This is a genomic window from Thiorhodococcus fuscus, from assembly GCF_042682685.1.
In the GTDB taxonomy this organism is placed as follows: domain Bacteria; phylum Pseudomonadota; class Gammaproteobacteria; order Chromatiales; family Chromatiaceae; genus Imhoffiella; species Imhoffiella fuscus.
This window is the reverse complement of record NZ_JBHUHX010000047.1, coordinates 137347-162688: the sequence shown is the minus strand read 5'-3', so window position 1 is coordinate 162688 and position 25342 is coordinate 137347. Positions and strand designations below refer to the sequence as shown.

Annotated in this window: 23 protein-coding genes; 11 read left to right on the top strand and 12 right to left on the bottom strand. The window is 63.3% G+C overall.

Annotation, left to right across the window (positions count from 1 at the left end; genetic code table 11):
• Positions 1–21: 21 nt before the first annotated feature.
• The 11 genes from ACFSJC_RS15885 to metG form a co-directional block, all read right to left on the bottom strand.
• Entirely contained in the window at positions 22–735 is a 714-nt protein-coding gene (locus tag ACFSJC_RS15885; RefSeq protein ID WP_386028107.1) for an electron transport complex subunit E, read from the bottom strand.
• A complete protein-coding gene (rsxG, locus tag ACFSJC_RS15880; protein ID WP_386028106.1) occupies positions 735–1385 on the bottom strand; it encodes an electron transport complex subunit RsxG in 651 nt (216 codons plus the stop codon). The genes ACFSJC_RS15885 and rsxG overlap by 1 nt, the downstream gene beginning before the upstream one ends.
• Positions 1382–2422, bottom strand: a complete 1041-nt coding sequence (rsxD, locus tag ACFSJC_RS15875; RefSeq protein ID WP_386028105.1) for an electron transport complex subunit RsxD — start codon at positions 2420–2422, stop codon at positions 1382–1384. Before rsxD ends, rsxG begins: the two co-directional genes overlap by 4 nt.
• A gap of 95 nt (positions 2423–2517) precedes the next feature.
• A complete protein-coding gene (gene rsxC, locus ACFSJC_RS15870; protein WP_386028103.1) occupies positions 2518–4077 on the bottom strand; it encodes an electron transport complex subunit RsxC in 1560 nt (519 codons plus the stop codon).
• A gap of 15 nt (positions 4078–4092) precedes the next feature.
• Complete coding sequence (gene rsxB, locus ACFSJC_RS15865) at positions 4093–4662, bottom strand: electron transport complex subunit RsxB (RefSeq protein ID WP_386028102.1); 570 nt, start codon at positions 4660–4662, stop codon at positions 4093–4095.
• A gap of 11 nt (positions 4663–4673) precedes the next feature.
• Entirely contained in the window at positions 4674–5255 is a 582-nt protein-coding gene (gene rsxA / locus ACFSJC_RS15860) for an electron transport complex subunit RsxA (protein ID WP_007041507.1), read from the bottom strand.
• 320 nt (positions 5256–5575) lie between these two features.
• Positions 5576–6442 (bottom strand): CheR family methyltransferase, encoded by an 867-nt coding sequence (locus ACFSJC_RS15855; protein ID WP_386028100.1) that lies wholly within the window; start codon positions 6440–6442, stop codon positions 5576–5578.
• Positions 6429–6980, bottom strand: a complete 552-nt coding sequence (locus tag ACFSJC_RS15850; protein ID WP_386028099.1) for a chemotaxis protein CheW — start codon at positions 6978–6980, stop codon at positions 6429–6431. Before ACFSJC_RS15850 ends, ACFSJC_RS15855 begins: the two co-directional genes overlap by 14 nt.
• Before the next feature lie 12 nt (positions 6981–6992).
• Positions 6993–8957 (bottom strand): HAMP domain-containing methyl-accepting chemotaxis protein, encoded by a 1965-nt coding sequence (locus ACFSJC_RS15845; protein ID WP_386028098.1) that lies wholly within the window; start codon positions 8955–8957, stop codon positions 6993–6995.
• Positions 8958–9000: 43 nt separating this feature from the next.
• On the bottom strand, positions 9001–9195 hold the full coding sequence (locus ACFSJC_RS15840) for a hypothetical protein (RefSeq protein ID WP_386028096.1): 195 nt from the start codon (positions 9193–9195) through the stop codon (positions 9001–9003).
• Positions 9196–9351: 156 nt separating this feature from the next.
• Complete coding sequence (metG, locus tag ACFSJC_RS15835; RefSeq protein WP_386028094.1) at positions 9352–11397, bottom strand: methionine--tRNA ligase; 2046 nt, start codon at positions 11395–11397, stop codon at positions 9352–9354.
• 211 nt (positions 11398–11608) lie between these two features.
• On the opposite strand from metG, the gene cysD reads away from it, so the two are divergent.
• From cysD to ACFSJC_RS15800, 7 genes are all read left to right on the top strand, one after another.
• Entirely contained in the window at positions 11609–12493 is an 885-nt protein-coding gene (gene cysD, locus ACFSJC_RS15830; protein WP_386028092.1) for a sulfate adenylyltransferase subunit CysD, read from the top strand.
• Positions 12493–14385 (top strand): sulfate adenylyltransferase subunit CysN, encoded by a 1893-nt coding sequence (gene cysN, locus ACFSJC_RS15825; protein ID WP_386028090.1) that lies wholly within the window; start codon positions 12493–12495, stop codon positions 14383–14385. The genes cysD and cysN overlap by 1 nt, the downstream gene beginning before the upstream one ends.
• A 52-nt stretch (positions 14386–14437) precedes the next feature.
• The gene (locus tag ACFSJC_RS15820) at positions 14438–16207 is read left to right on the top strand and encodes an SLC13 family permease (RefSeq protein ID WP_386028088.1); all 1770 of its coding nucleotides are present in this window, start codon (positions 14438–14440) and stop codon (positions 16205–16207) included.
• Between the two features lie 287 nt (positions 16208–16494).
• Positions 16495–17586, top strand: a complete 1092-nt coding sequence (gene apbC / locus ACFSJC_RS15815) for an iron-sulfur cluster carrier protein ApbC (RefSeq protein ID WP_386028086.1) — start codon at positions 16495–16497, stop codon at positions 17584–17586.
• Between the two features lie 196 nt (positions 17587–17782).
• Positions 17783–18346, top strand: a complete 564-nt coding sequence (gene dcd / locus ACFSJC_RS15810; RefSeq protein ID WP_386028084.1) for a dCTP deaminase — start codon at positions 17783–17785, stop codon at positions 18344–18346.
• 87 nt (positions 18347–18433) lie between these two features.
• Positions 18434–19210 carry a queuosine precursor transporter gene (locus ACFSJC_RS15805; RefSeq protein WP_386028083.1) on the top strand — a complete coding sequence of 259 codons (777 nt, stop codon included), beginning with the start codon at positions 18434–18436 and terminating at the stop codon, positions 19208–19210.
• 93 nt (positions 19211–19303) lie between these two features.
• On the top strand, positions 19304–19540 hold the full coding sequence (locus ACFSJC_RS15800) for a hypothetical protein (RefSeq protein ID WP_386028081.1): 237 nt from the start codon (positions 19304–19306) through the stop codon (positions 19538–19540).
• Between the two features lie 38 nt (positions 19541–19578).
• Here ACFSJC_RS15800 and ACFSJC_RS15795 read toward each other — a convergent pair whose 3' ends face one another.
• Positions 19579–20829: a glycosyltransferase gene (locus tag ACFSJC_RS15795; protein ID WP_386028079.1), complete on the bottom strand. Its 1251-nt coding sequence runs from the start codon at positions 20827–20829 to the stop codon at positions 19579–19581.
• Positions 20830–20912: 83 nt separating this feature from the next.
• On the opposite strand from ACFSJC_RS15795, the gene ACFSJC_RS15790 reads away from it, so the two are divergent.
• The 4 genes from ACFSJC_RS15790 to pstA all read left to right on the top strand — a co-directional run bounded on the left by ACFSJC_RS15790 (position 20913) and on the right by pstA (position 25321).
• Positions 20913–21317 carry a hypothetical protein gene (locus ACFSJC_RS15790; RefSeq protein ID WP_386028077.1) on the top strand — a complete coding sequence of 135 codons (405 nt, stop codon included), beginning with the start codon at positions 20913–20915 and terminating at the stop codon, positions 21315–21317.
• Between the two features lie 171 nt (positions 21318–21488).
• Positions 21489–22529, top strand: coding sequence for a substrate-binding domain-containing protein (locus tag ACFSJC_RS15785; protein ID WP_386028076.1), 1041 nt, complete (start codon positions 21489–21491; stop codon positions 22527–22529).
• A 94-nt stretch (positions 22530–22623) separates the two neighbouring features.
• Positions 22624–24015: a phosphate ABC transporter permease subunit PstC gene (pstC, locus tag ACFSJC_RS15780; protein ID WP_386028074.1), complete on the top strand. Its 1392-nt coding sequence runs from the start codon at positions 22624–22626 to the stop codon at positions 24013–24015.
• Entirely contained in the window at positions 24008–25321 is a 1314-nt protein-coding gene (gene pstA, locus ACFSJC_RS15775; RefSeq protein WP_386028073.1) for a phosphate ABC transporter permease PstA, read from the top strand. Before pstC ends, pstA begins: the two co-directional genes overlap by 8 nt.
• Positions 25322–25342: the final 21 nt, after the last annotated feature.

The following is a 25342-nucleotide window of genomic DNA, read 5'->3' as shown; positions in this document are numbered from 1 at the left end:
CAGCTTTCAGCCGTTGGTCGCTCAGCCGGCGGCGGGTTGAGCTGGCTGCGTCGTCGAGGCGGCCGGTTGGGCGCGGCGCAGACCGGAAAGGCGCTTGGCCAGTTTGTCGATGACGTTCTTCAGCGCGATCATCATACCGAGTCCGATGAAGGCGCCCGGCGGGAGGATGGCAATCAACGCGCCCTGATAATCGTCGCTCAGGTGCAAGGTCAGATGCTTGCCGGCTTCGCCCAGCAGAAGGTCGGCCTGGTTGAAAATGGTGCCTAGCCCGACCAGCTCGCGGAGTGCTCCGAGCGAGGTCAGGACCAGCGTGGCGCCGAGTCCGACCGCCAGTCCATCCACCAATGCGCGGTCGACGCTGTTCTTGGAGGCGAAGGCCTCGGCGCGACCGATGATCATGCAATTGACCACGATCAGCGAGATGAAGAGCCCGAGCACCAGGTACATCTCGTAGAAGAAGGCCTGCATGATGAGCTCGACCAGGGTGACGAAGGAGGCGATCACCAGGACGAAGACCGGAATGCGGATCTCTGGCCGGACCAGGTTGCGCACCAGTGAAACGGTGGCGTTCGAGCAGACCAGGACCACGGTCGTCGCCAGTCCCATGCCGAGCCCGTTGGTGGCCGAGGTCGTGGTCGCCAGTAGCGGGCAGAGCCCGAGCAGACCGACGAGCATCTGGTTGTTGCTCCAGACCCCTTCCTCGACGAGCCCGACGTAACCTTGCGAAGCCTTCATCAGCCTTGGCCTCCAGCGATGTGTTTCGGCGTCTCTGCGGCTTGCTCGAACAGCCGGTCGCCTTGTTCTTGGACGTAGATGAGCGTGTTCTTGACCGCGTTCACCACCGACCTCGGGGTGATGGTGGCACCGGTGAATTGGTCGAAGGCCCCGCCGTCACGTTTGACGCCCCATCGGTCCAGCGGCGGATCGTTTAGCGATTTACCTTTGAAGCCGTAGACCCAGTCGGATTTGAGCTCCTCGATTTTATCCCCTAAACCGGGTGTCTCGTGGTGCGAGAGAACCCGCACGCCGCCGAGTGTGCCGTCGTGCATCACGGAGACCAGGAGTCTGATCGGACCTGCATAGCCGTTGGGCACCACGGGCTCCAGGACGACGGCGACGGGGTCTTGTCCGTGACGGACCCGATAGACCTGGGTGGTATCGGTGCCGAGCAGGCTCTTGGCCTCCACCTCGATGTGATCGCGTAGCGGGTCGTTGTCGGAGGCCCCGGCCGGCAGGATGGCGGTGAGCTTGCGCTGCATCGCCTGATATTGGTTGTCGGCGATACGGTCGGTCACCGCCTCGTGTGTCACGGCGACCAGTGCGACGCCACTGACCGCGAAGGCGCCGAGTACGGATCCGGCAAGCAGAATGGTCTTGGTCTTCATCCGCGTTTTCCCCCATGCCCAAAGACGCGTGGTTGGGTGTAGTGGTCGATCATCGGAGCGGCGATGTTGAGCAGCAAGACCGAGAAGGCGATTGCGTCCGGATAGCCGCCCCAGGTGCGGATCACGTAGACGAGCGCGCCGATGCTGGCCCCGAAGATGATCTGTCCCCGTGTGGTGGTGCAGGCGGTGACCGGATCCGTCGCGATGAAGAAGGCGCCGAGGATGGCCGCCCCGCTGAATAGATGGAAGGCCGGGAAGGGGTGAGTCTGTGGCTCGATGGCCCAGAAGAGGGTGGCGCAGACCAGCAGGCTCGACAGCAGGGACGCCGGAATGTGCCAGGTGATGATCCGCTTCCACAGCAGATAGAGTCCGCCGAGCAGGAACCAGCCCGCGATCCATTCCCAGCCGCGTCCGCCGAAGGCGCCCCATAGCGGGCTCTGACGGATCTCATCCATGGTCAGGTCGCGATCCAATTTACCGCGCATCTCGTCGAGCGGGGTGGCCGAGGTCACGGCATCCCAGCTCAGACCCTGAGGGAGGGATCCGTCCAGGATGATTCGCAGCGACTCCGTGAAGGATAGATGGTGCTCGGCCAGCATGGTTGGTGTCAGCCAGTTGGTCATGGCGACCGGATAGGACACCAACAGGAAGACGTAGGCGGCCATGGCTGGATTGAAGGGGTTGTAGCCCATGCCGCCGTAGAGCTGCTTGACCAGTACGATGGCGAACAGCATGCCCAGGAGCGTCATCCACCAGGGCAGGATGGGCGGCACCGAGATGGCGAAGAGCACGGCGGTGACCACGGCGCTCAGATCGGCGATGGCCGGGAGCGGCGAGCGTCCCCGTGCCAGGATGACGGTGCATTCGGCGGCTACGGCGAAGGTTGCGGCGAGCAGGATATTGATCAGCAGCCCCCAGCCGAAGAACCAGATCATGGCAAGGATGCCCGGCACTAGGGCCAGCAGGACCTGCAGCATGATGCTGTCGACCCGGTTGACGCGTGCGACGTGGGGAGAGGAGGCGATGAATGTCTTCATGGATTCAACGGAGGGCATCGTCGGCGAATGGGCTCTGTATCACCGGAAAGTCAGTGGGATCCTGGGGGCGTTCCGCGTATCCGGCCGCCCGGGTCTCAGGAGTCGCTTGCGGTTTCGGTTTGCGAGGCGGCGCTGGCCTGCTGCTTCGCCGCCGTGTCTGGCTTGGCCTGGGCCTTGGCGGCAAGCGCCTCCTTCTGCTTGCGCAGCTTGGCCTGACGTTCCTGCTCCTGGCGCTCCAATCGGGCCTGCTTGGCCGCGTGTCTGGCGCGTGCTTGCTCGGATTTGCGTTTTTCCTGCTCGCGTGACCAGATCTCGGTCTTGGCGTAGCGATAGTACTGAACCAGCGGGATGTGGCTCGGGCATACCTGGGCGCAGCAGCCGCATTCGATGCAGTCGAACAGGTTGTAGTCCTGCACCCGATCCAGGTCCTTGGCGCGTGCATGCCAGTAAATTTGCTGCGGCAGCAGATTGGCCGGGCAGGCCTGGGCGCAGCGTCCGCAGCGGATGCAGGCGAGCGCGGGACCCGGGGCCGGACTTTCCTCCGGAGTGAGCGCCAGGATGCAGTTGGTCGCCTTGGTGATCGGGGTGTCGGCGTCACGTAGCGCGAAGCCCATCATGGGGCCGCCGCACACCAGTTTGCGGGGTGTTTCTCGATAGCCGCCGCAGTGCGCGATCAGGTCGGAGGCCGGGGTCCCGATCGGGACCTCCAGGTTGCGTGGATTGGCGATGGCCCGGCCGGTCACCGTGACCACGCGCGAGACGAGCGGGCGACCTTCCAGCACGGCGTCAGCAACGGCCGCAGCCGTGCCCACGTTTTGACAGACGATGCCCAGCTGGGCCGGAATGCCCTTGGTCGGAACCTCCTTGCCGGTCAGGATGCGGATCAGCTGCTTCTCGCCGCCGCTCGGATAGAGCGTCGGGATGGGCACGATTTCCGTATAGGCGTGCATGTCGGTCTCGGCCAGTGCGAGCCGCATTTCCTCGATCGCCTCGGGCTTGTTGTCCTCGATCCCGATCAGCACCTGCTTGACCCCGAGCAGGTGATGCATGATGCGCACCCCCTCGAGGATGTGCCCCGAGCGTTCGCGCATGAGGCGGTCGTCGCAGCTGATATAGGGCTCGCATTCGGCCCCATTGATAATCAGGGTATGGATGTGGCGGTCCGTGCCCGGGCTCAGCTTGACGCTGGTCGGGAAGGAGGCTCCGCCCATTCCGACCACACCGGCCCAGCGGATGCGTTCGCGGATAAGCTCCGGATCGAGCTGCGGATAGTCGGTCAGAGGGGGAGGCAGCTCGGCCCAGGCGTCTTCGCCATCGGTCTCAATGATAGCGCAGGGGGCCGTCAGCCCCGAGGGGTGCGGGATCGGATGCGACTCGATCGCGATCAGTGTTCCGGAGCTCGGTGCATGCACGGGGGCGCTCACCAGCCCGGTGGGTTCGGCGATCATCTGGCCCTTCAGAACCCGCTCGCCGACCGCGACGATCGCTCGGCCCGGGGCACCGATGTGCTGCTGAAGCGGAACGACGAGACGAGACGGAAGCGTGATGGGCGCGATGGGCGCGCCATTCGACAGGGATTTCTCGTCCGGGATGTGAATGCCGCCGTGGAAGGTCCAAAGACGGCGGTTCGCGATCAGTGAATGTGCAACGGCCAATCGGGTTTCCTCGCGTCAGGCGGCGGCGCGTTCGGGCTGGGGCTCGGTGGTCTCTTTGAGCGAGTTGCTCGGGAAGGGCCAGCGCCAGCCGGAGATCTCCTCGGTGACCGGAACCATGCTGATGCAGTTCACCGGACAAGGCGGCAGACAGAGTTCGCAGCCGGTGCATTCCTTCGAGAGGATGCCGTGCAGCTGCTTGGCCGCGCCGACGATGGCGTCCACCGGACAATTTTGCAGACACAGAGTGCAGCCGATGCAGCGCTCGGGGTCGATGAAGGCGACCGCAGGCAGCTTCTCCTCGGCGTCCAGTGCCACCGGCTCGCGCCCGAGTAGATCTGCCATCGCCAGGATGGTCGCCTCGCCGCCTGGGGCGCATTTGTTGATGTCGTCATCGCCGCGTGCGACCGCCTCGGCATAGGGTCGACAGCCTGGGTGTCCGCATTGTCCGCATTGGGTCTGCGGCAGCAGGCTGTCGATCTGGTCGGCGATGGGATCGCCCTCGACGTGGAAGCGGATCGCCGAATAGCCGAGCATCAGCCCGAACAGGACGGCTAGTGCGGAGATAGCCAGGATAGCGGTCAGCATGAAACGTGGCCTCAGTTCGCGACCAGTCCGGCGAAGCCCATGAAGGCGAGCGACATGAGTCCGGCGGTGATCAGGGCGATCGCGCTGCCCTGGAAGGGCTCTGGCACATCGGCGACGGCCACTCGCTCGCGGATCGCGGCGAACAGCGTCAGCACGAGCGAGAAGCCGATCGCGGCGCCGAAACCATAGAGCGCCGATTCGACCAGGGTGTGCTGCGACTGCTGATTGAGCAGGGCGACCCCGAGCACGGCGCAATTGGTCGTAATCAGGGGCAGGAAGATGCCCAGCAGCTGATAGAGCACCGGACTGGTCTTGTGCATGACGGTTTCGGTGAACTGGACCACCGAGGCGATCACCAGAATGAAGGCGATGGTGCGCAGATAGCCGATACCCAGGGGTTCGAGCAGATACTGGTTGACCACCCAGGTGATAACGGATGAGAGCGTCATCACGAAGGTCGTCGCCAGGCCCATTCCGGTCGCCGTTTCCAGTTTTTTGGAGACGCCCATGAAGGGGCAGAGTCCGAGAAACTTGACCAGCACGAAGTTGTTGACCAGCACGGTGCCGATCAGGATGAGTGCGTATTCAGTCATGCGGACACAGGCGTGAGTGCGGAGGGCGTTGAGTGGTTGACGATGTCGCTCCGGCGATTCCGCGCGGGGCTGGCCGGATTGCTCAGGACCGCGAAGGATACGCCCAGTGCACCATGGCTACAACCGAGATTCCGTAGGGTTATCCCTGGCGCTACGTGTTTCGTTCGCGATTCCTGCGTTTCTCTCGGAACTCAATGTGTGACCGATTCGGGTGTTTTCTGGCATTGAAAATCGTCAATGGGGATGCGCCAGGTGTCGCTCGGGTCACCCATCCGGCACCGAGGCCGATACCAGGAAAGCGCTCTTAGGCTGGGCGCATCTCAGTGCGGCGGTTTGCGAAAGATGGACGGTCGCACCATGTGCAGATCGGTTCGAATGCCCTGCAGCGACTCGACATGACTGATCAGAAGGTAGCCGCCAGGGGCGATGGACGGGGTCAAGGCATCCAGCACCCGCTGCTTGGTCGGCAGATCGAAATAGATGAGCACATTGCGCAAGAGTACCAGCTCGAAGGTTTGTTGCTGGCTCAGGGGCTGCATCAGATTGTGCTGCAAGAGCCGCACCCGCCCCTTGAGCCTGGGGTCGATCAGCAGGTTTCCGGCCTGACTACGGACGCCCTTGAGGCAGTACTTCTCTAGCCATGGCCTCGGTAGACGCTTGGCGCGATCCAATGGATAGAGCGCCCGGCGCGCCTGATCGAGCACCCGCGAGCTGATATCCGTTCCGAGGATGTCCCACTGCCCAAGCCCGAGCCCCTCTGCGAGCGTCATCGCCAAGGTGTAGACCTCCTCGCCCGAAGAACAGGCAGCGCTCCAGGCCCGTAACGGATGTCCATGATAGTCCGGCAGTATTTGCTGAAGAATAAAGTCGAAGTGCGCCGGCTCGCGATAGAAATAGGTCTCGTTGGTGGTCAACAGGTCGATCAGGTGCTGCCGCTCTGCGCCATTGTCCGGTGCGGCGATGCGATCGAGGTATTCTCCGAAGCTGCGCATCCCCAGATGTCTCAGCCGCCGCTGAAGGCGCGCGCTGACCATTTGATGCTTGTGCGGCGCCAGGCTGATGCCGGCCCGCTCGCGGATAAAGGTGCGGAATCGCTCGAATTCGGCCTCTTCGAGCGGAAGGATCTCAGTGCCGCCCTCATCATGCGAGGGCTGGGTGATGGGGGCGGGAGGATCAGGGTTGGGCATCCGAACCGGTACCGGTCGCTTCCTCGCTGAGCATGTGCAGTGCCGCCAGCTCCTGTATGGAGAGCACCTGGTCGACGCTGAGAATGATGACGAAGGCGTCCTCCACGCACCCCATGGCTGCGATGAAGTCCGTGCGGATCTCCGAGCCAAACGCTGGCGGTGGTCTGATGTCCTCGCGCGGGATGTCGAGGATGTTCTTGACCTCGTCGACCAGCATGCCGAGCGCGTGCCCTTCCTCGCCCATATGCACCTCCACGAGAACGATGCAGCTGCGCTTGGTCAGGGTGATGCGACCGCGTCCCAGCCGTGCGCCCAGGTCGATCACGGGCACCACGCTGCCGCGTAGGTTGATCACTCCGCGGATGTAGTCCGGGGTCATGGGGACGCGGGTGATCGCCGGGGTTTCGATGATCTCCTTGACAGCCTCGATCGACATCGCCAGACGTTCGTCGGCAACGTTGAAGGCAAGGTATTGGCCGGCCTCGTCGGCGCTCTGCTTTGGCTCGGCCCCGGTCTTGCTTACCACGAGCTCGCCCATTTTTCCCTCCGCTCAAAAGCGCTCGAAGTCTTTATGTTCGAAGTCGTCGAGGTCGACCGATGACTCGCCAGCGTCCTTGATCCTGTGCCAGTCATCCGGCTTGTTCGCGGCGCGTGGTGCTGCGCTGCGGGCAACACGCATGGATGATGAGGTGCTGGTGTGGAAGAAGGACATGGTCTGCTGAAGCTGGCTGGCCTGTCCGTTGAGCTCTTCGGCCGTGGCGGCCAGCTCCTCGGAGGAGGAGGCGTTCTGCTGGGTCGCCTTGTCGAGCTGGCTCATGGCGTCGTTGATCTGACCGATGCCGGCGGCCTGCTCGCCGGAGGCGGCGGTGATCTCTTCGATGAGGTCGGCGGTCTTGATAATGTTGGGGACCATTTCTTCAAGCAGTTTGCCGGCCTCTTCGGCAATGGCGACGCTGCCGGTGGCGAGCTTGTTGATCTCCTGGGCGGTTACGCCGCTGTTTTCGGCGAGCTTGCGCACCTCGGCGGCGACCACGGTGAAGCCCTTGCCGTGCTCGCCGGCCCGTGCGGCCTCGATCGCGGCGTTGAGCGCCAGCAGATTGGTCTTGTAGGCGATGTCTTCGATCAGACCAATTTTGCTGGCGATCTCCTTCATGGCGCTGACCGTGCGCGCGACGGCCTCGCCACCCCGGCGCGCCTCGTCCGCCGAACTCTTGGCGATACCGTTGGTCACCCGGGCGTTCTCGGTGTTCTGCTGTACCGAGGCGTTGAGCTGCTCGATGCTCGCTGTGGTTTCCTCGACGCTCGCTGCCTGCTCGGTCGCCCCCTGGCTCAGAGACTGCGCCGTCGCGCTGACCTCGCTCGATGCCGAGGAGAGGTTGTCCGCACCGCTTCGCACCTCGCCGACGATTTGGCTCAGTCGCTGGACCATGGCGAACATGTCCTTGTAGACGCCGCGCAGATTCGTTTGGTCGAATGTGATAGCGAGGTCGCCTTTGGCGACCTGACGCGTCACATCGGCGATCACGGCCGGGTCTTTCCCCAGTTGGTCCATGACGGCGCGGATGATCCACCAGGCGATGAAGATTCCACCCAGGATGGCAATCAAGGAGAGGCCGCTGATGACGGCCTCGCCCCTGTCGTTGGAGGCGTGGAGCGCGGGGCCAAGCGCATCCTGCTCGGCCTTGTAAGAGAGCTTGATTTCTTCGATATTGGCGGCGAACTGTACCCCCAGGACCTCCAGGGTATCGGTGACCACCTGATTGCGTTCGCGCGTCAATTGAATCAGGCGATCGAAGGCGGCTTTGTACTCGCCCTTGAGTCGCTGCGTTTCCTCAAGCCGCCGCCGGCGCTGCGGGTCCTGCGCAGAGGCTTCCATTTCCGCTAAGTTGTTGTCGAGCGATTGCCATTCAGTGCCGACGCGGTCCGCCGATTCCTGCGTATTGCCATCGATGAATTTCATCACATAGACGCGGGCCAGGAGCAAATTGCGTAGGCTGCGACTGGCCTTGAGCACGGCGCCCGTGTCGCCGTCACGGTTGGCGGTCTCCAGGATCTGCGTCAGGTTCTGCTCCAGCGCCTTGCCGGTCGCCGAGAGGGCATCACGTGCGAGCTTGTCGACCTCCTCGGTGTGCTCGACGACCTGATCGAAGGTTTTGGCATAAGTCTGGATCGCTTCCAGTGCCGCCTGGATCTTGGCCTGCCGCTCCGGATTCTGGATGAGCGCCTGGGTTTCCCTGAGCCGCTTCTCGCCAGCCGCCAGGTCGTCCTTGAACGCCTGCTTGTCCTTTTCGCTGTGGGTCTGGAGGTAGCCTTTGACCTGGATGCGCGCCATCAGCATATGAGTCTGCGCCTCGCCCATGGCATTCGACCGAATGGCCTTGCTGCGATACTCGCTGAACCCAGTCGAGGCGCCGTCGATGGTCACGAAGGACATGCCGGCAACCGTGATCAGCAACACCAGAACGATGCCGAATCCCAGCATCAGCTTTTTGGCCATGGTCATTGAGCGAAACATTGCGTTCTCCTCCTGAGCCTCTGATTTTGTCTAGTAATCAAAATTACATCTGACACTCTCGCGCGTGAGCGCCCGCCGTGTGCGCAATGGCCGCCAACTCGGACACACCCGAGATCGGGGCGGTGTCCTCCGTTTTCAGGATGGTCGAACCAGCCAGGCTGCGCAGGCGCTCGAAGACCTTGCGCAGTGGCTTGATGACGGCTTCTAGGCGATGTCCATCGATAGTGTATACCGGCAATGTTTATACCGAGCGGCGTGCATCGGGTTCCATCTGCCGGGTCGTCTCGGCAGTCACGTCACGTCGCTTCGCGATGCGGTTTCAGTCTTCCTCGGAAGGGGACCTCGATCCGGCGCTATTTGGTATGAGCCTTTCCGGAAATCGCCTTCAACCGCCTTATTTGACCTTCATCCCAGGCTCCGCGCCCGAGTCGGGGTTTAGGATGAAGAGATCCTTGCCGCCCGGTCCGGCGGCCAAGACCATTCCCTCCGAGACTCCGAAACGCATCTTGCGTGGCGCCAGGTTGGCGACCATGACCGTCAGGCGTCCCTCCAGATCCTTGGGGTCGTAGGCCGAGCGGATACCGGCGAAGACGTTGCGGGTCTCGCCGCCCAGGTCGAGCGTGAGCTGCAGCAGCTTGTCGGCGCCCTCGACCCGTTTGGCCTCGCGGATGAGCGCCACGCGCAGGTCGGTCTTGGCGAAGGTCTCGTAGTCCACCACCTCGGCGATGGGATCGCGGGTCAGGTGCAGGTTGGGCTCCGAAGTAGTGACTGGTGTGCCGGCCGCCGCGCTCAGATCCTCTTTGGATGCCTCCAGCATGGCCTCGATCTGCTTGGGGTCGACGCGGGTCATCAGCGGTTTGAAGCGGTCGATCTCATGCCCCAGAAGCGGCTCTGCGAGTGCGTCCCAGGTGAGCGGTTCGATGCGCAGGAAGGCCTCCGAGTCGGCGGCCGTGCCCGGCAGGATGGGGCGCAGATAGCCGACCAGGACGCGGAAGAGGTTGATGCCCATGGAGCAGATGTCCTGCAGCTCGGCATCGCGCCCTTCCTGCTTGGCGATCACCCAGGGGGCCTTCTCGTCGATGTACTGGTTGGCGCGGTCGGCCAGGGCCATGATCTCGCGCACCGCGCGGCTGAACTCGCGCCGCTCGTAGGCGGCGGCGATGGACTCGCCGGCGGCGATGAAGTCGGCGAAGAGCTGGGGCTCGGCCAGGCTCGCGGACAGACGGCCGTCGAAGCGCTTGCCGATGAATCCGGCGCAGCGGCTGGCGATGTTGACCACCTTGCCGACCAGATCGGCGTTCACCCGCGCCGCGAAGTCCTCCAGGTTGAGGTCGATGTCGTCGACGCCCGAGCCCAGCTTGGCCGCGAAGTAGTAGCGCAGATATTCGGGATTCAGGTGGTCCAGATAGGTGCGGGCCTTGATGAAGGTGCCGCGCGACTTGGACATCTTCTGGCCGTCGACCGTGAGGAAGCCGTGGGCGAAGATGGCGCTCGGGGTGCGGAACCCGGCCCCGTGGAGCATGGCCGGGAAGAAGAGTGCGTGGAAATAGATGATGTCCTTGCCGATGAAATGGTAGAGCTCGGCATCCGAGTCCTGGCCCCAGAAGCGGTCGAAGTCCAGCCCCTCGGTCTTGTCGCAGAGGTTCTGGAAGCTGGCCATGTAGCCGATCGGGGCGTCGAGCCAGACGTAGAAGAATTTGCCCGGATGGTCCGGGATCTCGAAGCCGAAATAGGGCGCGTCGCGCGAGATGTCCCACTCCTGGAGTCCGGCGTCGAACCATTCGTCGAGCTTGTTGGCGACCTCCTTCTGCAGACCGCCGCCGCGGGTCCAGCCCTTGAGCATCTCCTCGAAGTCGCCCAGCCTGAAGAAATAGTGGTCCGATTCGCGCTGTTCGGGCACGGCGCCCGAGACCGCCGAGCGCGGGTTCTTGAGATCGGCCGGGGAGTAGCTGGCGCCGCAGGCCTCGCAGTTGTCCCCGTACTGATCGGGGGCGCCGCACTTGGGGCACTCGCCCTTGATGAAGCGGTCCGGCAGGAACATCCGCTCGACCGGATCGTAGGCCTGGGTGATGGTCCGCTTGGCGATGTGCCCGGCGTCGCGGTTGCGCTCGTAGATGAGGGCCGAGTAGTGCTGGTTCTCGGTCGAGTGGGTCGAATGGTAATTGTCGAAGCCGACGCGGAAGGCGGCGAAGTCGGCCTGGTGCTCCTCGGCGACGCGCGCGATTAGATCCTCGGGCGCGATGCCCTCCTGGCGGGCGCGCAGCATGATGGGGGTGCCGTGGGCGTCGTCGGCGCAGACGAACCAGCAGTTGTGGCCGCGCATCTTCTGAAAGCGCGCCCAGATGTCGGTCTGGATGTATTCGACCAGATGACCGATATGGATGGGGCCGTTGGCGTAGGGCAGGGCGCTGGTGATGAGGATGTCGCGGGGCTGGCTCATGGAAGTGCTCGGATGATCTCGACCAAATTGGCGAAGTATCTCATGAGCGGCGATTCGGCGGCGACGTTGGCGAGCGGCGGGACGATGAGCCCCTGTCCTTCGCTCAAATCGATCAGTAAGATTTATTGGGCTATAACGCGAGCTTTGTCCTGGCGACCTCTTTATACTTCGCGGGACGTCCATGGACCATCAAGGATCTAAGGTATCGCCCATGCTCGCGCTCGAAGCGGAATCCATCGAAATCATCCGCGAGGCCGTCGCGACGGCACGCAATCCCGTGATGCTCTACTCCATCGGCAAGGACTCGTCGGTGATGCTGCATCTGACCCGCAAGGCGTTCCATCCCGCGCCGCCGCCCTTTCCGCTGATGCATGTGGACACCGGCTGGAAGTTTCGCGCCATGTACGCCCATCGCGAGCGCATGGTGGCCGAGAGCGGCATGAAGCTGATCCGCTATACCAACCCCCAGGGCGTGGCCGAAGGCGTGGGTCCCTTCACCCACGGCAGCAACTATCACACCGACCTGATGAAGACCCAGGCGCTCAAACAGGCGCTCGACGCCCACGGATTCGACGTGGTCTTCGGTGGGGCGCGGCGCGACGAGGAGAAGAGTCGGGCCAAGGAGCGCATCTTCTCCTTTCGCGCGCCTGGACACCGCTGGGATCCCAAGGCGCAGCGTCCCGAGTTGTGGAACCTCTATAACACGCGCATCCGTGAGGGCGAGACGATCCGGGTGTTTCCGCTTTCGAACTGGACCGAGTTGGACATCTGGCATTACATCCACTCAGAGAACATTCCGATCGTGCCGCTCTATCTGGCTGCCGAGCGTCCGGTCGTGCGCCGGGGCGGGCAGTGGATCATGGTCGACGACGATCGCTTTCCCTTCGCCGAGGGCGAGCGGGCGGAGATGCGCCGGGTGCGTTTCCGCACGCTCGGCTGCTGGCCGCTGACGGCGGCCATCGAGAGCGATGCCGACACCCTGGAGGCGGTGATCGCCGAGACCCTGAACGCGCGCGACTCGGAGCGTCAGGGGCGTCTCATCGATAGCGACGAGCCGGGTTCGATGGAGAAGAAGAAGCAGGAGGGCTATTTCTGATGACGACGCTACAGGCCACGGACATCTCCAGCTTCATCGCCGGTCAGCACGGCAAGGAGACGCTGCGCTTCATCACCTGCGGCAGCGTCGACGACGGCAAGAGCACCCTGATCGGACGTCTGCTGTTCGAGAGCAAGAGCATCTTCGACGACCAGCTCCAGGCGCTTGAGACCGAGTCGCGTCAGTACGGCACCCAGGGCGAGAAGGTCGATCTGGCGCTGCTGGTCGATGGGCTGCAGGCCGAGCGCGAGCAGGGCATCACCATCGACGTCGCCTACCGCTTCTTCGCCACCGACCGCCGCCGCTATATCGTGGCCGACACGCCCGGTCACGAGCAGTACACGCGCAACATGGCGACCGGCGCCTCGACCGCCGATCTGGCGGTGATTCTGATCGACGCACGCAAGGGCGTGCTGACCCAGACGCGTCGTCACACCCGCATCGCCGCCATGATGGGCATCCGGCATGTCGTGCTGGCGATCAACAAGATGGATCTGATCGACTGCGATCGCCCGCGTTTCGAGGCCATCGTCGCCGACTATCGCGCCTTTGCCGACGGGCTCGGCTTCGCCAGCCTTCAGCCGATTCCGGTTTCGGGGCTGGAGGGCGACAATGTCCTGCATCCCAGCGCGCGCATGTCCTGGTACTCCGGGCCGACCCTGATGGGCTATCTGGATCAGGTCGATGTCGGTCGCGAGGGCGAGCGTTCCGCCTTCCGTCTTCCGGTGCAGTGGGTGAATCGGCCCAACCTCGATTTTCGCGGTTTCTGCGGACGTATCGCCGAGGGACGCATCGGCGTCGGCGCGGCGGTTCGGGTGCTGCCCTCGGGGACGGTGACGCGGGTCAAGGAGGTCTGGCTCGGCTTCGACCGGGTCGATGAGGCGGGGCAGGGCGATGCCGTCACGCTGACGCTCGCCGACGAGGTCGATGCCAGCCGGGGCGACGTGCTGGTGGCCGCCGAGGCCCCGGCCGAGGTCGCCGATCAGTTCGAGGCGCGACTGTTGTGGATGGCCGAGCACCTGATGTCGCCGGGTCGGCAATATCTGATGAAGCTCGCCTGTCGCGAGGTCACGGCCACCGTCACCGAGATCAAGTATCGCGAGGACGTCAACACCGGCGCCCATCTGGCGGCCAAGACGCTCGGGCTCAACGAGATCGCCACGGTCAACCTCTCGACCAGCGCCCCGCTGGTGTTCGAGCCCTATCGGCTCAACCGCACCCTGGGCAGCTTCATCCTCGTCGACAAGCTCAGCTTCGAGACCGTCGGTGCGGGCATGATCGACTTCGCCTTGCGCCGTGCCAGCAACATCCATTGGCAGGCGTTGGAGGTCGATAAGGCGAGCCGTGCGCATCTCAAACACCAGACGCCGCGCTGTCTGTGGTTCACGGGTCTGTCCGGTTCGGGCAAGTCGACGATCGCCAATCTGCTGGAGAAGCGCCTGCATGCCGAAGGGCGTCATACCTATGTGCTCGATGGCGACAACGTGCGTCATGGGCTCAATCGCGATCTCGGTTTCACCGAGGCCGATCGGGTAGAGAACATCCGCCGAGTCGCTGAGGTCGCCAAGCTGATGGTCGATGCCGGATTGATCGTGATGGTCAGCTTCATCTCGCCCTTCGTCGGCGAGCGGCGCATGGCTCGGGATCTTTTCGCGCCCGGCGAGTTCGTCGAGGTCTATGTGGATACCCCGTTCGAGGACTGCGAGCGGCGCGACGTCAAAGGGCTCTATGCCAAGGCGCGCGCCGGTGCGTTGAAGAACTTCACCGGTATCGACAGTCCCTACGAGCCGCCCGAGTGTCCAGAGGTGCATCTGCGCACGGCGGAGCAGGGGATGGAGGACTGCATCGATCGGTTGATGGCGCTCATCGGCGATTCGGCTTCCGGGCACTGATGAGTATGCCGAGCCGGAATGCGTTGATACTGCCTGTGCGGAGACGCGTGCGATGACATGGGATGCCTGGCTCGCGGTGACGGTGGTCGTCTGCGTGATCGGATCGCTGGCGCTCACCCGTTGGTCGGCCGACCTGGTCCTGGTCGGGGGCTTGAGTCTGCTGCTGCTCGCCGGGGTGCTGACCCCGGCCGAGGCGCTGCAGGGGTTCTCCAATGCGGGCATGGTGACGGTCGCCGTGCTCTATGTGGTTGCGGCCGGTCTGCGCGAGACGGGCGCCATCGGCTGGCTGGCGCAGGGCGTGCTGGGACGACCGCGCACCTTGGTGCGCGCCCAGATGCGCCTCATGACGCCGGTCATGGCGATGAGCGCCTTCCTCAACAACACGCCGGTCGTCGCCATGTTTCTGCCGGCGGTCAACGACTGGGCGCGCCGCAACCGCCTGCCGCTCTCGAAGTTGCTCATCCCGCTGAGTTACGCCTCGATTCTGGGCGGGACCTGTACCCTGATCGGCACCAGTACCAATCTGGTCGTGAACGGTCTGATGGGAGCGCACGGTGATCTGCCCACCCTTGGCATGTTCGAGATCGCCTGGGTCGGTCTGCCCTGCGCCCTGGTCGGTATCCTCTATCTGCTGATCGCTGGGCGCTGGCTATTGCCCGATCGCCGTCCGGTGATGAGCGATCTCGACGATCCGCGCGAATACACGGTCGAGATGCTGGTCGAGCCGGCTAGCCCGCTGGTCGGACGCACCATCGAGGAGGCCGGGCTGCGCCATTTGCCGGGCGTCTATCTGCTCGAATTGGAGCGCGATGGCGAGATCCTGCCGGCAATCGCGCCCCATCAGCGGTTGCAGGCGCGCGACCGTCTGGTGTTCGTCGGGGTGGTGGACTCGGTCGTGGATCTGCAGCGGTTTCGCGGTCTGGTGCCGGCCAGCGATCAGGTGTTCAAGCTCGACGTTCCGCGTCCCGAGCGCTTTCTGACCGAGGCGGTGGTCTCGGATACCTGCCCGCTGGTGGGCCAGAGCATTCGCGAGGGTCGCTTTCGCGGGCGCTACGACGCCGCCGTGATCGCCGTGGCCCGCAATGGCGAGCGTCTACCGGGCAAGATCGGCGACATCGTGCTGCGGGCGGGCGACACCCTGCTCATGGAGGCCGATCCCGGTTTCGTCGAGCGCCAGCACAATTCGCGCGACTTCTTCCTGGTCAGCCAGATCCCGGATTCGCATCCGCCGCGCCAGAATCGGGCGCTGATGGCGGTGACCATCCTGATGGGCATGGTGACGCTGGTCGCGCTCGGCTGGCTGCCCATGCTAGAGGCGGCGCTGCTGGCGGCCGGGTTGATGCTGATGACTCGCTGCATCGGTTCCCAGGCCGCGCGGGCGGCGGTCGACTGGAAGGTCCTGATCGCTATCGCCGCCTCCTTCGGGCTCGGGCGGGCGCTGGAGGTCACGGGGGCGGCCGGTTTCATCGCCCAATATCTGGTCCAACTCGCTCAGGGCGACCCCTGGGTCACGCTGGCCGCGATCTATCTGGTGACCATGCTGTTCACCGAGCTCATCACCAACAACGCCGCCGCCGTGCTCATGTTCCCGATCGCGCTTTCGACCTCGCAGACGCTCGGCGTCCATTTCATGCCCTTCGCCGTGGCGATCATGATGGCCGCCTCGGCGAGCTTTTCGACCCCGATCGGCTATCAGACCAACCTCATGGTCTATGGTCCCGGAGGCTATCGCTTCTCGGACTATTTTAAGGTTGGCATCCCGCTCAATCTGCTCATGGCGAGCGTCACGATCAGCCTCGCTCCGCTGGTTTGGGGATTTTGAGTTGGCTTATCCTCGCCGTTTTCGTCTGGATCTTCGGGCGCGAGCGTTCGGCGATCCCGTGTCGATCGCCCCATTTGCGGCTTGGCGTGCTCGCGGCTAATTCCCTTGCTGGAAGGTCGGTTATCTGTGATAGAGTGCGCGATTCAGGGTTGAATTAGCATTCGCTAATGCCAAGCTAGCCACGACCCGACGATCTCTCGCATCGGGCCGGATCCGCACGCCAGTCCAGCGTCGGCAGTGTCTCCGGCCCGATGGAGCGCAAAAACAAGTCAACGGAGTTTTCCTACATGTCTGACATCACCAAAGAAGCCGTCGAAGCGGCGATCAAGGGCTATAAGGAGCCTCATCTCGGGCGCGATCTGGTCGCCGCGCATGCCGTCGAGTCGATCGACATCAATGGCGATGCGGTTCGGGTTCAGGTGCGGTTGGGCTTTCCGGCCCAGGGTGTTCAGCAGCGTATCGCCGACGCGGTGCAGGCGTGCGTCATGGGTGTGCCCGGCGTCGCCACGGCCGAGGTTACGGTCGACTGGGACATCAAGGCCCATTCGGTGCAGAAGTCGCTCAAGCCGATCGACAACGTCAAGAACATCATCGCTGTTGCCTCCGGCAAGGGCGGCGTCGGCAAGTCGACCACCGCCGTCAATCTGGCCCTGGCGCTCGCGGCCGAGGGCGCGCGCGTGGGTCTGTTGGACGCCGACATCTACGGACCCTCGCAGCCGCGCATGCTGGGTATCACCGGCAAGCCCGAGTCCAATGACGGCCGCACCCTGGAGCCCATGAACAGCTACGATCTCCAGGCCATGTCGATCGGTTTCCTGATCGAGGAAGAGACGCCCATGATCTGGCGTGGCCCCATGGTTACCCAGGCGCTGGAGCAGTTGCTCAACGATACCAATTGGTCCGACCTCGACTATCTGGTCATCGACCTGCCGCCGGGTACTGGCGACACCCAGTTGACCCTGGCCCAGAAGGTGCCGGTTTCGGGTGCCATCATCGTCACCACGCCACAGGACATCGCACTGCTCGACGCCCGCAAGGGACTCAAGATGTTCCAGAAGGTCGAGGTGCCGGTGCTCGGCATCGTCGAGAACATGAGCACCCACATCTGTTCCAAGTGCGGCCACGAGGAGCATATCTTCGGTCAGGGAGGCGGTGTCTCGATGTCGGAGCAGTTCGGTGTCGATCTGCTCGGCTCGCTACCGCTGGACATCCACATCCGCGAAGAGACCGATAGCGGCAAGCCGACCGTGGTCGCCCAGCCCGAATCCCGCATCACCGCCATCTACCGCGAGATCGCCCGCAAGACTGCGGCCAAGCTGTCGCTGCAGGCCAAGGACTACGCCTCCAAATTCCCGCGCATCGTCATTCAGAACACCTGAGGCCGGTCGCGCGTCAATCCCACCCGGCGGCGCTCTTGCGGGCGCCGTTCGGGGTTTCGCTGCGCTGCATCCAGGTAAAAAACCGTTGCCTGGGATGCCTTACGGGCGGTTGGTCGTGTGTCGATCGGGTTGAGGATTTTGCGGGCGGCCCTGCCGCGTTGTATGCTCGCGCGTTATTTTTGTGTGAGGCTTCCCGATGGCCATCAAATCCGACCGCTGGATCCGCCGCATGGCCGGACAGGGGATGATCGAACCCTTCGAACCTGCCCAGGTGCGCGAGGGCGATGCTGGGCGTGTGATCTCCTACGGCACGTCGAGCTACGGCTACGACGTGCGCTGCGCCGACGAGTTCAAGATTTTCACCAACATCAACTCGGCGATCGTCGATCCCAAGAATTTCGACTCCAACAGCTTCGTCGATCTCAAGTCCGACGTCTGCATCATTCCCCCAAATTCGTTTGCGCTCGCCCGCACGGTCGAGTATTTCCGCATCCCGCGCAATGTCCTGACCATCTGTCTGGGCAAGAGCACCTATGCGCGCTGCGGCATCATCGTCAACGTGACCCCGCTGGAGCCCGAGTGGGAAGGGCACGTGACCCTGGAGTTTTCCAACACCACGCCACTGCCGGCCAAGATCTACGCCAACGAGGGCGTGGCCCAGATCCTGTTCCTCGAATCGGATGAGGTGTGCGAGACTTCCTATAGAGATCGTGGCGGGAAGTACCAGGGCCAGCGTGGTGTGACCCTGCCCAAGTCCTGAGTGTCGCGGCGCGGTCTGCGCATGGGTTCGGGTTGGCGAGGGGCTCCGCGTCCGTTCGAACCTGACAGGGAATAGCGAGGGGAACCCATGACGTTCGATCGGCCGACCAAGCTCTTCGTCGTTCTCGGTGGATTCTTCGTCTGCAACGCGCTGATCGCCGAGTTTCTCGGCGTCAAGATCTTCGCCTTGGAGGATACGCTGGGGCTCGCCCCGCTCGACTGGGATCTGTTCGGTCAGTCCGGTTCCTTGAACTTCACCGCTGGCGTGCTGCTGTGGCCGGTGGTGTTCATCATGACGGACATCATCAACGAGTATTTCGGCCGGCGCGGGGTCCGTTTTCTCTCCTATCTGACCGTCGGGCTCATCATCTATGCCTTCGGCTTCGCCTATCTGGCGATCAGTCTGGTTCCGGCCGGTTGGTGGGTCGGGATCCAGGCATCGCGGGGCGTGCCGGACATGCAGGCCGCCTACAGCGTCATCTTCGGCCAGGGGATGTGGATCATTGCGGGTTCGGTGATCGCCTTTCTGGTCGGTCAACTGCTCGACGTCATCATCTTCCACCGGATTCGACGCCTGACCGGCGAGCGTTACGTTTGGGCGCGTGCGACCGGATCGACCCTGATTTCGCAGTTCATCGACAGCTTCGTCGTCCTCTATATCGCCTTCGTGCTGGGGCCTCAGAAGTGGTCGATGGAGCTCTTCCTGGCGGTCGGAACCGTCAACTATCTCTATAAGTTCGTCGTCGCCATCGCCCTGACCCCGGTCATCTATCTGGGGCGTTATCTGATTCATGCCTATCTGGGCGACGAGACCGCGCGGGCTCTCGCCAGTCGTGCGGCCGGGCATGGCCGCACGGATTCGTGACGCACATCTAAAAGGCGGACCATTCACGATGATCGCGGTTGGTCTTTGCGCTAGAGTGGTCCAAAGGCTGGATTTACAAGCGAGGTGAGGGCCATGATGGTTTCGAGCGCCTTACAATCGGGGCTCGCCGGCATGTCGGTCGGCATGAATGGCATGAGTCGCAGCGCGGCCGAGATTGCGAGCAGCCAGCAGATGAACGGGACGGCCAGTCGCGACGTCGCCGAGCCGCTCGTGGAGCAGACGCAGAGCCTGCGTCAGGCCGAGGCGTCGACGAAGGTCGTGGGTGCCGCAGACGAGATGCTCGGTACCCTGATCGATGTGATGGCCTGAGTGGCGTTTTCGTTCTTCAGTTTCCGGGCCGGTTCGAATCAGCCGGCTTGAGTCCGTGTCAGTTCCGGAGCCGATGGCCGGCCGCGCTCTTCCGAATGGGCGTGGTTGGCTGCGACCGCAGGATGTCCCTTTCCGCGCCCCTTTTCCACGACCTCCTCGTAGAGTTCGAGCATCCGCTCGGCCAGTACCGGCGACGACCATGAGCGGGCGTGTTCCACCGCCTCTGCCGAGAGCCGCTCGCGGAGCGATCGGTCGGTCAGCAGGCGGATCGCCTTGTTGGCGAAGTCCTCCTCATTTTCCTCGGCGATGAGCGAGCCTCGACCGTCTCCCAAGACCTCTTTCGTGCCCATGACCGCCGTCGAGACGACCGGTACGCCAAGCGCCATGGCTTCGAGCAGGACCAATCCCTGTGTCTCGGTGCGCGAGGCGAAGATGAAGGCCGAGCCGGCGCTATAGCAATCCTCCAGCGAGCCGTCCCGGTCCAGATAACCGGTGAAGAGCGTGTTGTCTGTGAGCCCCAGCTTGGCGGTCAGCCGTTCGAGCGGCTGTTTGGCGGGGCCTTCTCCGGCGATCGCCAGCAGCGCGTTCGGGACCTGTTTCACGACCCGGGCGAAGGAACGCAGGACGAATTCGATGTTCTTCTCGAATGCCAGCCGGCTGACATGGACCAGCATGGGCCGCTCCGGCGGAATGCCGTAGCGCGCGCGGAAGCGGCTGCCGTCGCCCTGGCTGAACTGAACCAGTTCGATCCCAGTCGGAATGACCTGCGCGCGGGTATTGACGCCGTAGTGCGCGAGCACGTCGAGCATCGCCTGCGAGGGTACCGCCAGCGCGTCCACCGCGTTGCACTGGGCGGTCGAGAAATAGCGCGCGGCACCCCGCAGCCAGCGGGATGGAACGAAAGAGACGTAGTGATGCAGGTATTGCTCGAAGAAGGTGTGATAGCTCTCGACGACGGGGATGCCCAATCGCTTCGCCAGTGCCAGACCGGAATAGTGGGCGATGAAGGGGGTTTGAATGTGCAGCAGGTCGAACCCTCGGCTGGCGAGTGAGGCGGTGAGTCCCCGGATTCTGAACGGCTGCAGGATGCGGTCCTCCGGGTCGATCGGCAGGTAGCGCGAGGGTACGCGGATGATCTCGAAAGGTTCTTGCGCGCTACTGCCATAATCGGGCGCGATGAGGGTGACCTCGTGTCCCTTGGCGACGAACTCGCGTGCAAACGTCTGTATCGACGTCGAAACGCCGGTGACGCGAGGAAAATAGACATCCGAGATCATCAGGACGCGCATAGCTGGATTGACCGGCAGCCGAAAAATCCGCTGATGATACCCTCAGCACCTTCCTATTCGCATCCCGATTGAGGTTTTCCGATATGAACCCTGCTTCTTCAATCCCTGTTTTGCGGTTTGCCTGCCTGGCGGTAGCCGTTTTCTGCGTCGCGCCGTCCTGGGCGGAGCGTGCCGAGACGGCTCCGGCGCTTTGGGGATACGGCGTCAAGTCGTGCACCTCGTTCCTGGCCGTGGTGCCTCGCGCGGATATCCCGCCCGAACTGATCGACGAGGAGTATCTGCGCTATCGGGAGTGGCTGTCCGGGATGGTCAGTGGATTGAATTTGGTTACGGGGCGCGATGTGCTGCGGGGCGCCCAGATCGATGCCGCCATGAGTCGTATTCGCGCGACCTGCGAAGACGATCCCGGCGACGACTTCTTCAATGCCAGTCTGCGTTTGGTGCGCTCGCTCGGGCAGCTCAAGGATCGGGCGGTCAATGACAAGTGATCGGTCGCGCTTATTCATGACGCCCGTTCGTCGAGATGTTCCGAATCGTTTGTGTCGAATGGATCTTATTGTCGACGGGCTGTCACGGAATCGTCATTAGTCCTTCATAGAATATGCATGGGTAAAGCAGAGAATATCGGTACCTTTTTTGTACCTATTAGGATTTTCGCTATGAAGAAGACGATGATTGCCGCAGCCGTTGCGTTGGGCGTGGCGTCCATTTCCACGCAGGCGATGGCCCGCGACAGCATTTACATCGTCGGCTCCTCGACGGTATTCCCCTTCTCGACCGCCGTGGCCGAGACCTTCGGTCGGACCACGAGCTTCGCGACGCCCAAGGTCGAGTCGACCGGCTCCGGTGGCGGTCTGAAGCTGTTCTGCGCGGGTGTCGGCGTCGACCATCCGGACATCACCAACGCCTCGCGTCGTATGAAGGGCTCCGAGTTCGACACCTGCCAGGAGAACGGCGTCAAGGACATCACCGAGGTCAAGATCGGGTTCGATGGTATCTCCATCGCCAACTCGAAGGCGGCTGGACGTTACAACCTGACGCTTCGCGAGATCTTCCTGGCCCTGGCCAAGGACATCCCGGACGGCAAGGGCGGCTTCATGGCCAACCCGAACCAGACCTGGCATGACGTCAATCCCGATTTCCCGAACAACAAGATCGAGGTGCTGGGTCCTCCTCCGACATCCGGTACCCGTGACGCCTTCGCCGAGCTGGCGATGGAAGGTGGCTGCAAGACCTTCCCCGAGATCAAGGCGCTGAAGACGACCGACAAGAGCAAATACAAGGCGGTCTGCCACGGTCTCCGTGAGGACGGTGCCTATATCGAGGCTGGCGAGAACGACAACCTGATCGTCCAGAAGCTCGTCGCCAATCACTCGGCGCTCGGCATCTTCGGTTTCAGCTTCCTCGACCAGAATGGCGACAAGGTGCAAGGCTCCAAGATCGAGGGTATCGAGCCGACCTATGACTCGATTTCGGATGGCTCCTATCCGATTTCGCGCTCGCTCTATTTCTATGTGAAGGATGCGCACGTCGGCACCATTCCCGGTATCGAGGAATACATCGCCGAGTTCACCAGCGAGAAGGCCTGGGGTCCCGAGGGTTATCTCGCCGACAAGGGCCTGATCGCTCTGCCCGACGCCGAGCGCGCCAGCGTGGCCAAGGCGGCCAAGGCGCTCACTCCGATGTCAAAGCCCGAGTAATCCGGGCGCCAGTTCCTGCGGGGCAGGGACGCCTCGCCAGTCGCCGATGGCTCCATGGGCCATCGGCTCTTGTCTTTACGTCACCTGGATATCGATGAACGCCTGGACTCTCATTCTTTTGTTGCTTGCAGTTATGGCTGCGGCCTATCACCTGGGCCGCAAGCGCGCCATTTCGGGTGCCGGCGGTATCGCTCAGATCAAGACGCTGCATTCGCTGCCGGTCTATTACGGTCTCTACGCCGCGCTCTGGGCCGGTATCCCCGCGCTGCTGCTGCTGGGGCTCTGGTCGGGGTTTCAGGATCAGATCATCACGGCCCTGGTGTCCTCGTCCCTGCCTCCCGATATCGTGAACGGTTTGTCCGAAGGGCGGCTTGGTCTCTTGATCAACGACATCAAGAATCTCGCCACCGGCAATATCGTGTCCTCGACCGTGACCCCGCAGATTCAAGCGGCGGCGGATCAGTTCGCCCGGCTCGAATGGATCGCAAGCGGTGCCAAGTGGCTGGTGGTACTGGCGGCCGCGATCGCTGGCCTGGCCCTGGCGCTTTCCCATACCGCCCCCAAGATGCGCGCGCGCAACCGCGTGGAGACCATCGTCAAGGGCATCATGATCCTCTTCTCCTCGATCGCGATCCTGACGACCCTGGGTATCCTGTTGTCGGTGGTGTTCGAGTCGCTGCGCTTCTTCCATAGCATCCCGCCATTGGATTTCTTCCTCGGCATCAACTGGAGCCCGCAGATCGCGCTGCGTGCCGATCAGGTCGGCGCATCCGGCGAGTTCGGAGCCATTCCGCTTTTCACCGGGACCCTGATGGTGTCGGCGATTGCCATGCTAGTCGCTGTCCCCATCGGTTTGATGGCGGCCATCTATCTGTCCGAATACGCCTCGCGCAAGGTGCGCGCGTTCGCCAAGCCGGTGATCGAGGTGTTGGCTGGCATCCCCACGGTGGTCTACGGTTTCTTCGCCGCGTTGACCGTAGCTCCGTTCGTGCGCGAGCTGGGCGAATCCGTCGGTCTGCACGTCGCTTCCGAGAGCGCACTGGCGGCGGGGCTGGTGATGGGGGTCATGATCATCCCCTTCGTCTCCTCGCTGTCCGACGACGTCATCAACGCGGTTCCCCAGTCGATGCGCGATGGCTCCTACGCCCTGGGCGCGACCCAGTCCGAGACCATTCGCCGCGTCATCGTGCCGGCGGCCTTGCCCGGAATCGTCGGCGGCATTCTGCTCGCCGTCTCGCGTGCCATCGGTGAGACCATGATCGTGGTGATGGCCGCCGGAATGGCCGCCAATCTCACCGCCAATCCGCTCGACAGCGTCACCACCGTCACGGTGCAGATCGTCACCCTGCTGACCGGCGACCAGGAGTTCGACAGCGCCAAGACCCTGGCGGCCTTCGCATTGGGTCTGACCCTCTTCATGGTAACCCTGGTCCTGAACGTCATCGCCCTGACGATCGTGCGCAAGTATCGAGAGCAATATGACTAACCCATCCACACCTTCGGGTTCCGCCACGCCGAGGCGTGCCGCCGACATCGTCAATGCCTCGCTGAAGCGCCGCTACGCCAAGGAACGTCGCTTCCGCTTGATCGGCGCCACGGCGGTCGGTCTGGGGCTCGCCTTCGTGCTGCTCCTGTTCGGCGACATCATCAGCAAGGGCTATACCGCCTTCCAGCAGACCTATATCCAGCTGCCGGTCACCCTGTCCGAGGAGTTCATCGACCCCGAGGGCACGCGCGATCCGCAGACCCTGGCCCGCGCGGATTACATGACGCCGATTCGTCAGTCGCTACGCCAGTTCTTCCCCGAGGTGAAGGACCGCCGAGTGCGTCGTCAGCTCAACTCCATCATCAGCGTCGGTGCGCCCCAGCTCCTCGCAGAAGAGGTGGTCGCGGATCCGAGCCTCGTCGGGACCACCCAGGACTATTGGATCCTGGTCGATGACGATATCGACATGCTGGTCAAGGGGTACATCGATCGCAATGCCCCCGCAGCCGACCGGCGCGTCAATGATCAGGTCATCGGGTGGATCGACCGTCTGGAGAAGGAGGGGCGGGTCGCCAAACGTTTCAATACCATCTTCTTCACCCATGGCACCTCGCGCGAGCCCGAACTCGCGGGAATCGCCGGGGCGCTGATGGGATCCTTCTACACGCTGGTTCTGGCGCTGACCCTGTCGTTCCCGATCGGCGTCGGCGCGGCGCTCTATCTGGAGGAGTTCGCACCCAAGAATCGCTGGACCGATTTCATCGAGGTCAACATCAATAACCTCGCGGCGGTTCCGTCCATCGTCTTCGGCCTGCTCGGTCTCGCCGTCTTCATCGGCTTTTTCGGCGTGCCGCGCTCGACGCCGCTGGTCGCCGCGCTGGTGCTGACCCTGATGACCCTGCCCATCATCATCATCTCAAGCCGCGCGGCCTTGAAGTCCGTTCCCCCCTCGATCCGCGAGGCGGCGCTGGGCGTGGGCGCCTCCCCCTTGCAGACCCAATTTCATCACGTTCTGCCGCTGGCGATGCCCGGCATGCTGACTGGAACCATCCTGGGCATGGCGCACGCCCTGGGCGAAACGGCCCCGCTGCTCATGATCGGCATGATCGCCTTCATCGTCGACGTTCCGGGCGGCTTCACGGATCCGGCCACCGTGCTTCCGGTGCAGATCTTCCTCTGGGCCGACAGTCCTGAACGCGGATTCGTCGAGCGCACGTCGGCGGCCATCATGGTTCTGCTGGCCTTCCTATTCCTGATGAACCTGGCGGCGGTTCTGCTGCGTCGTCGGTTCGAGCGTCGCTGGTAGCACCGAGCGCCGATACACAGA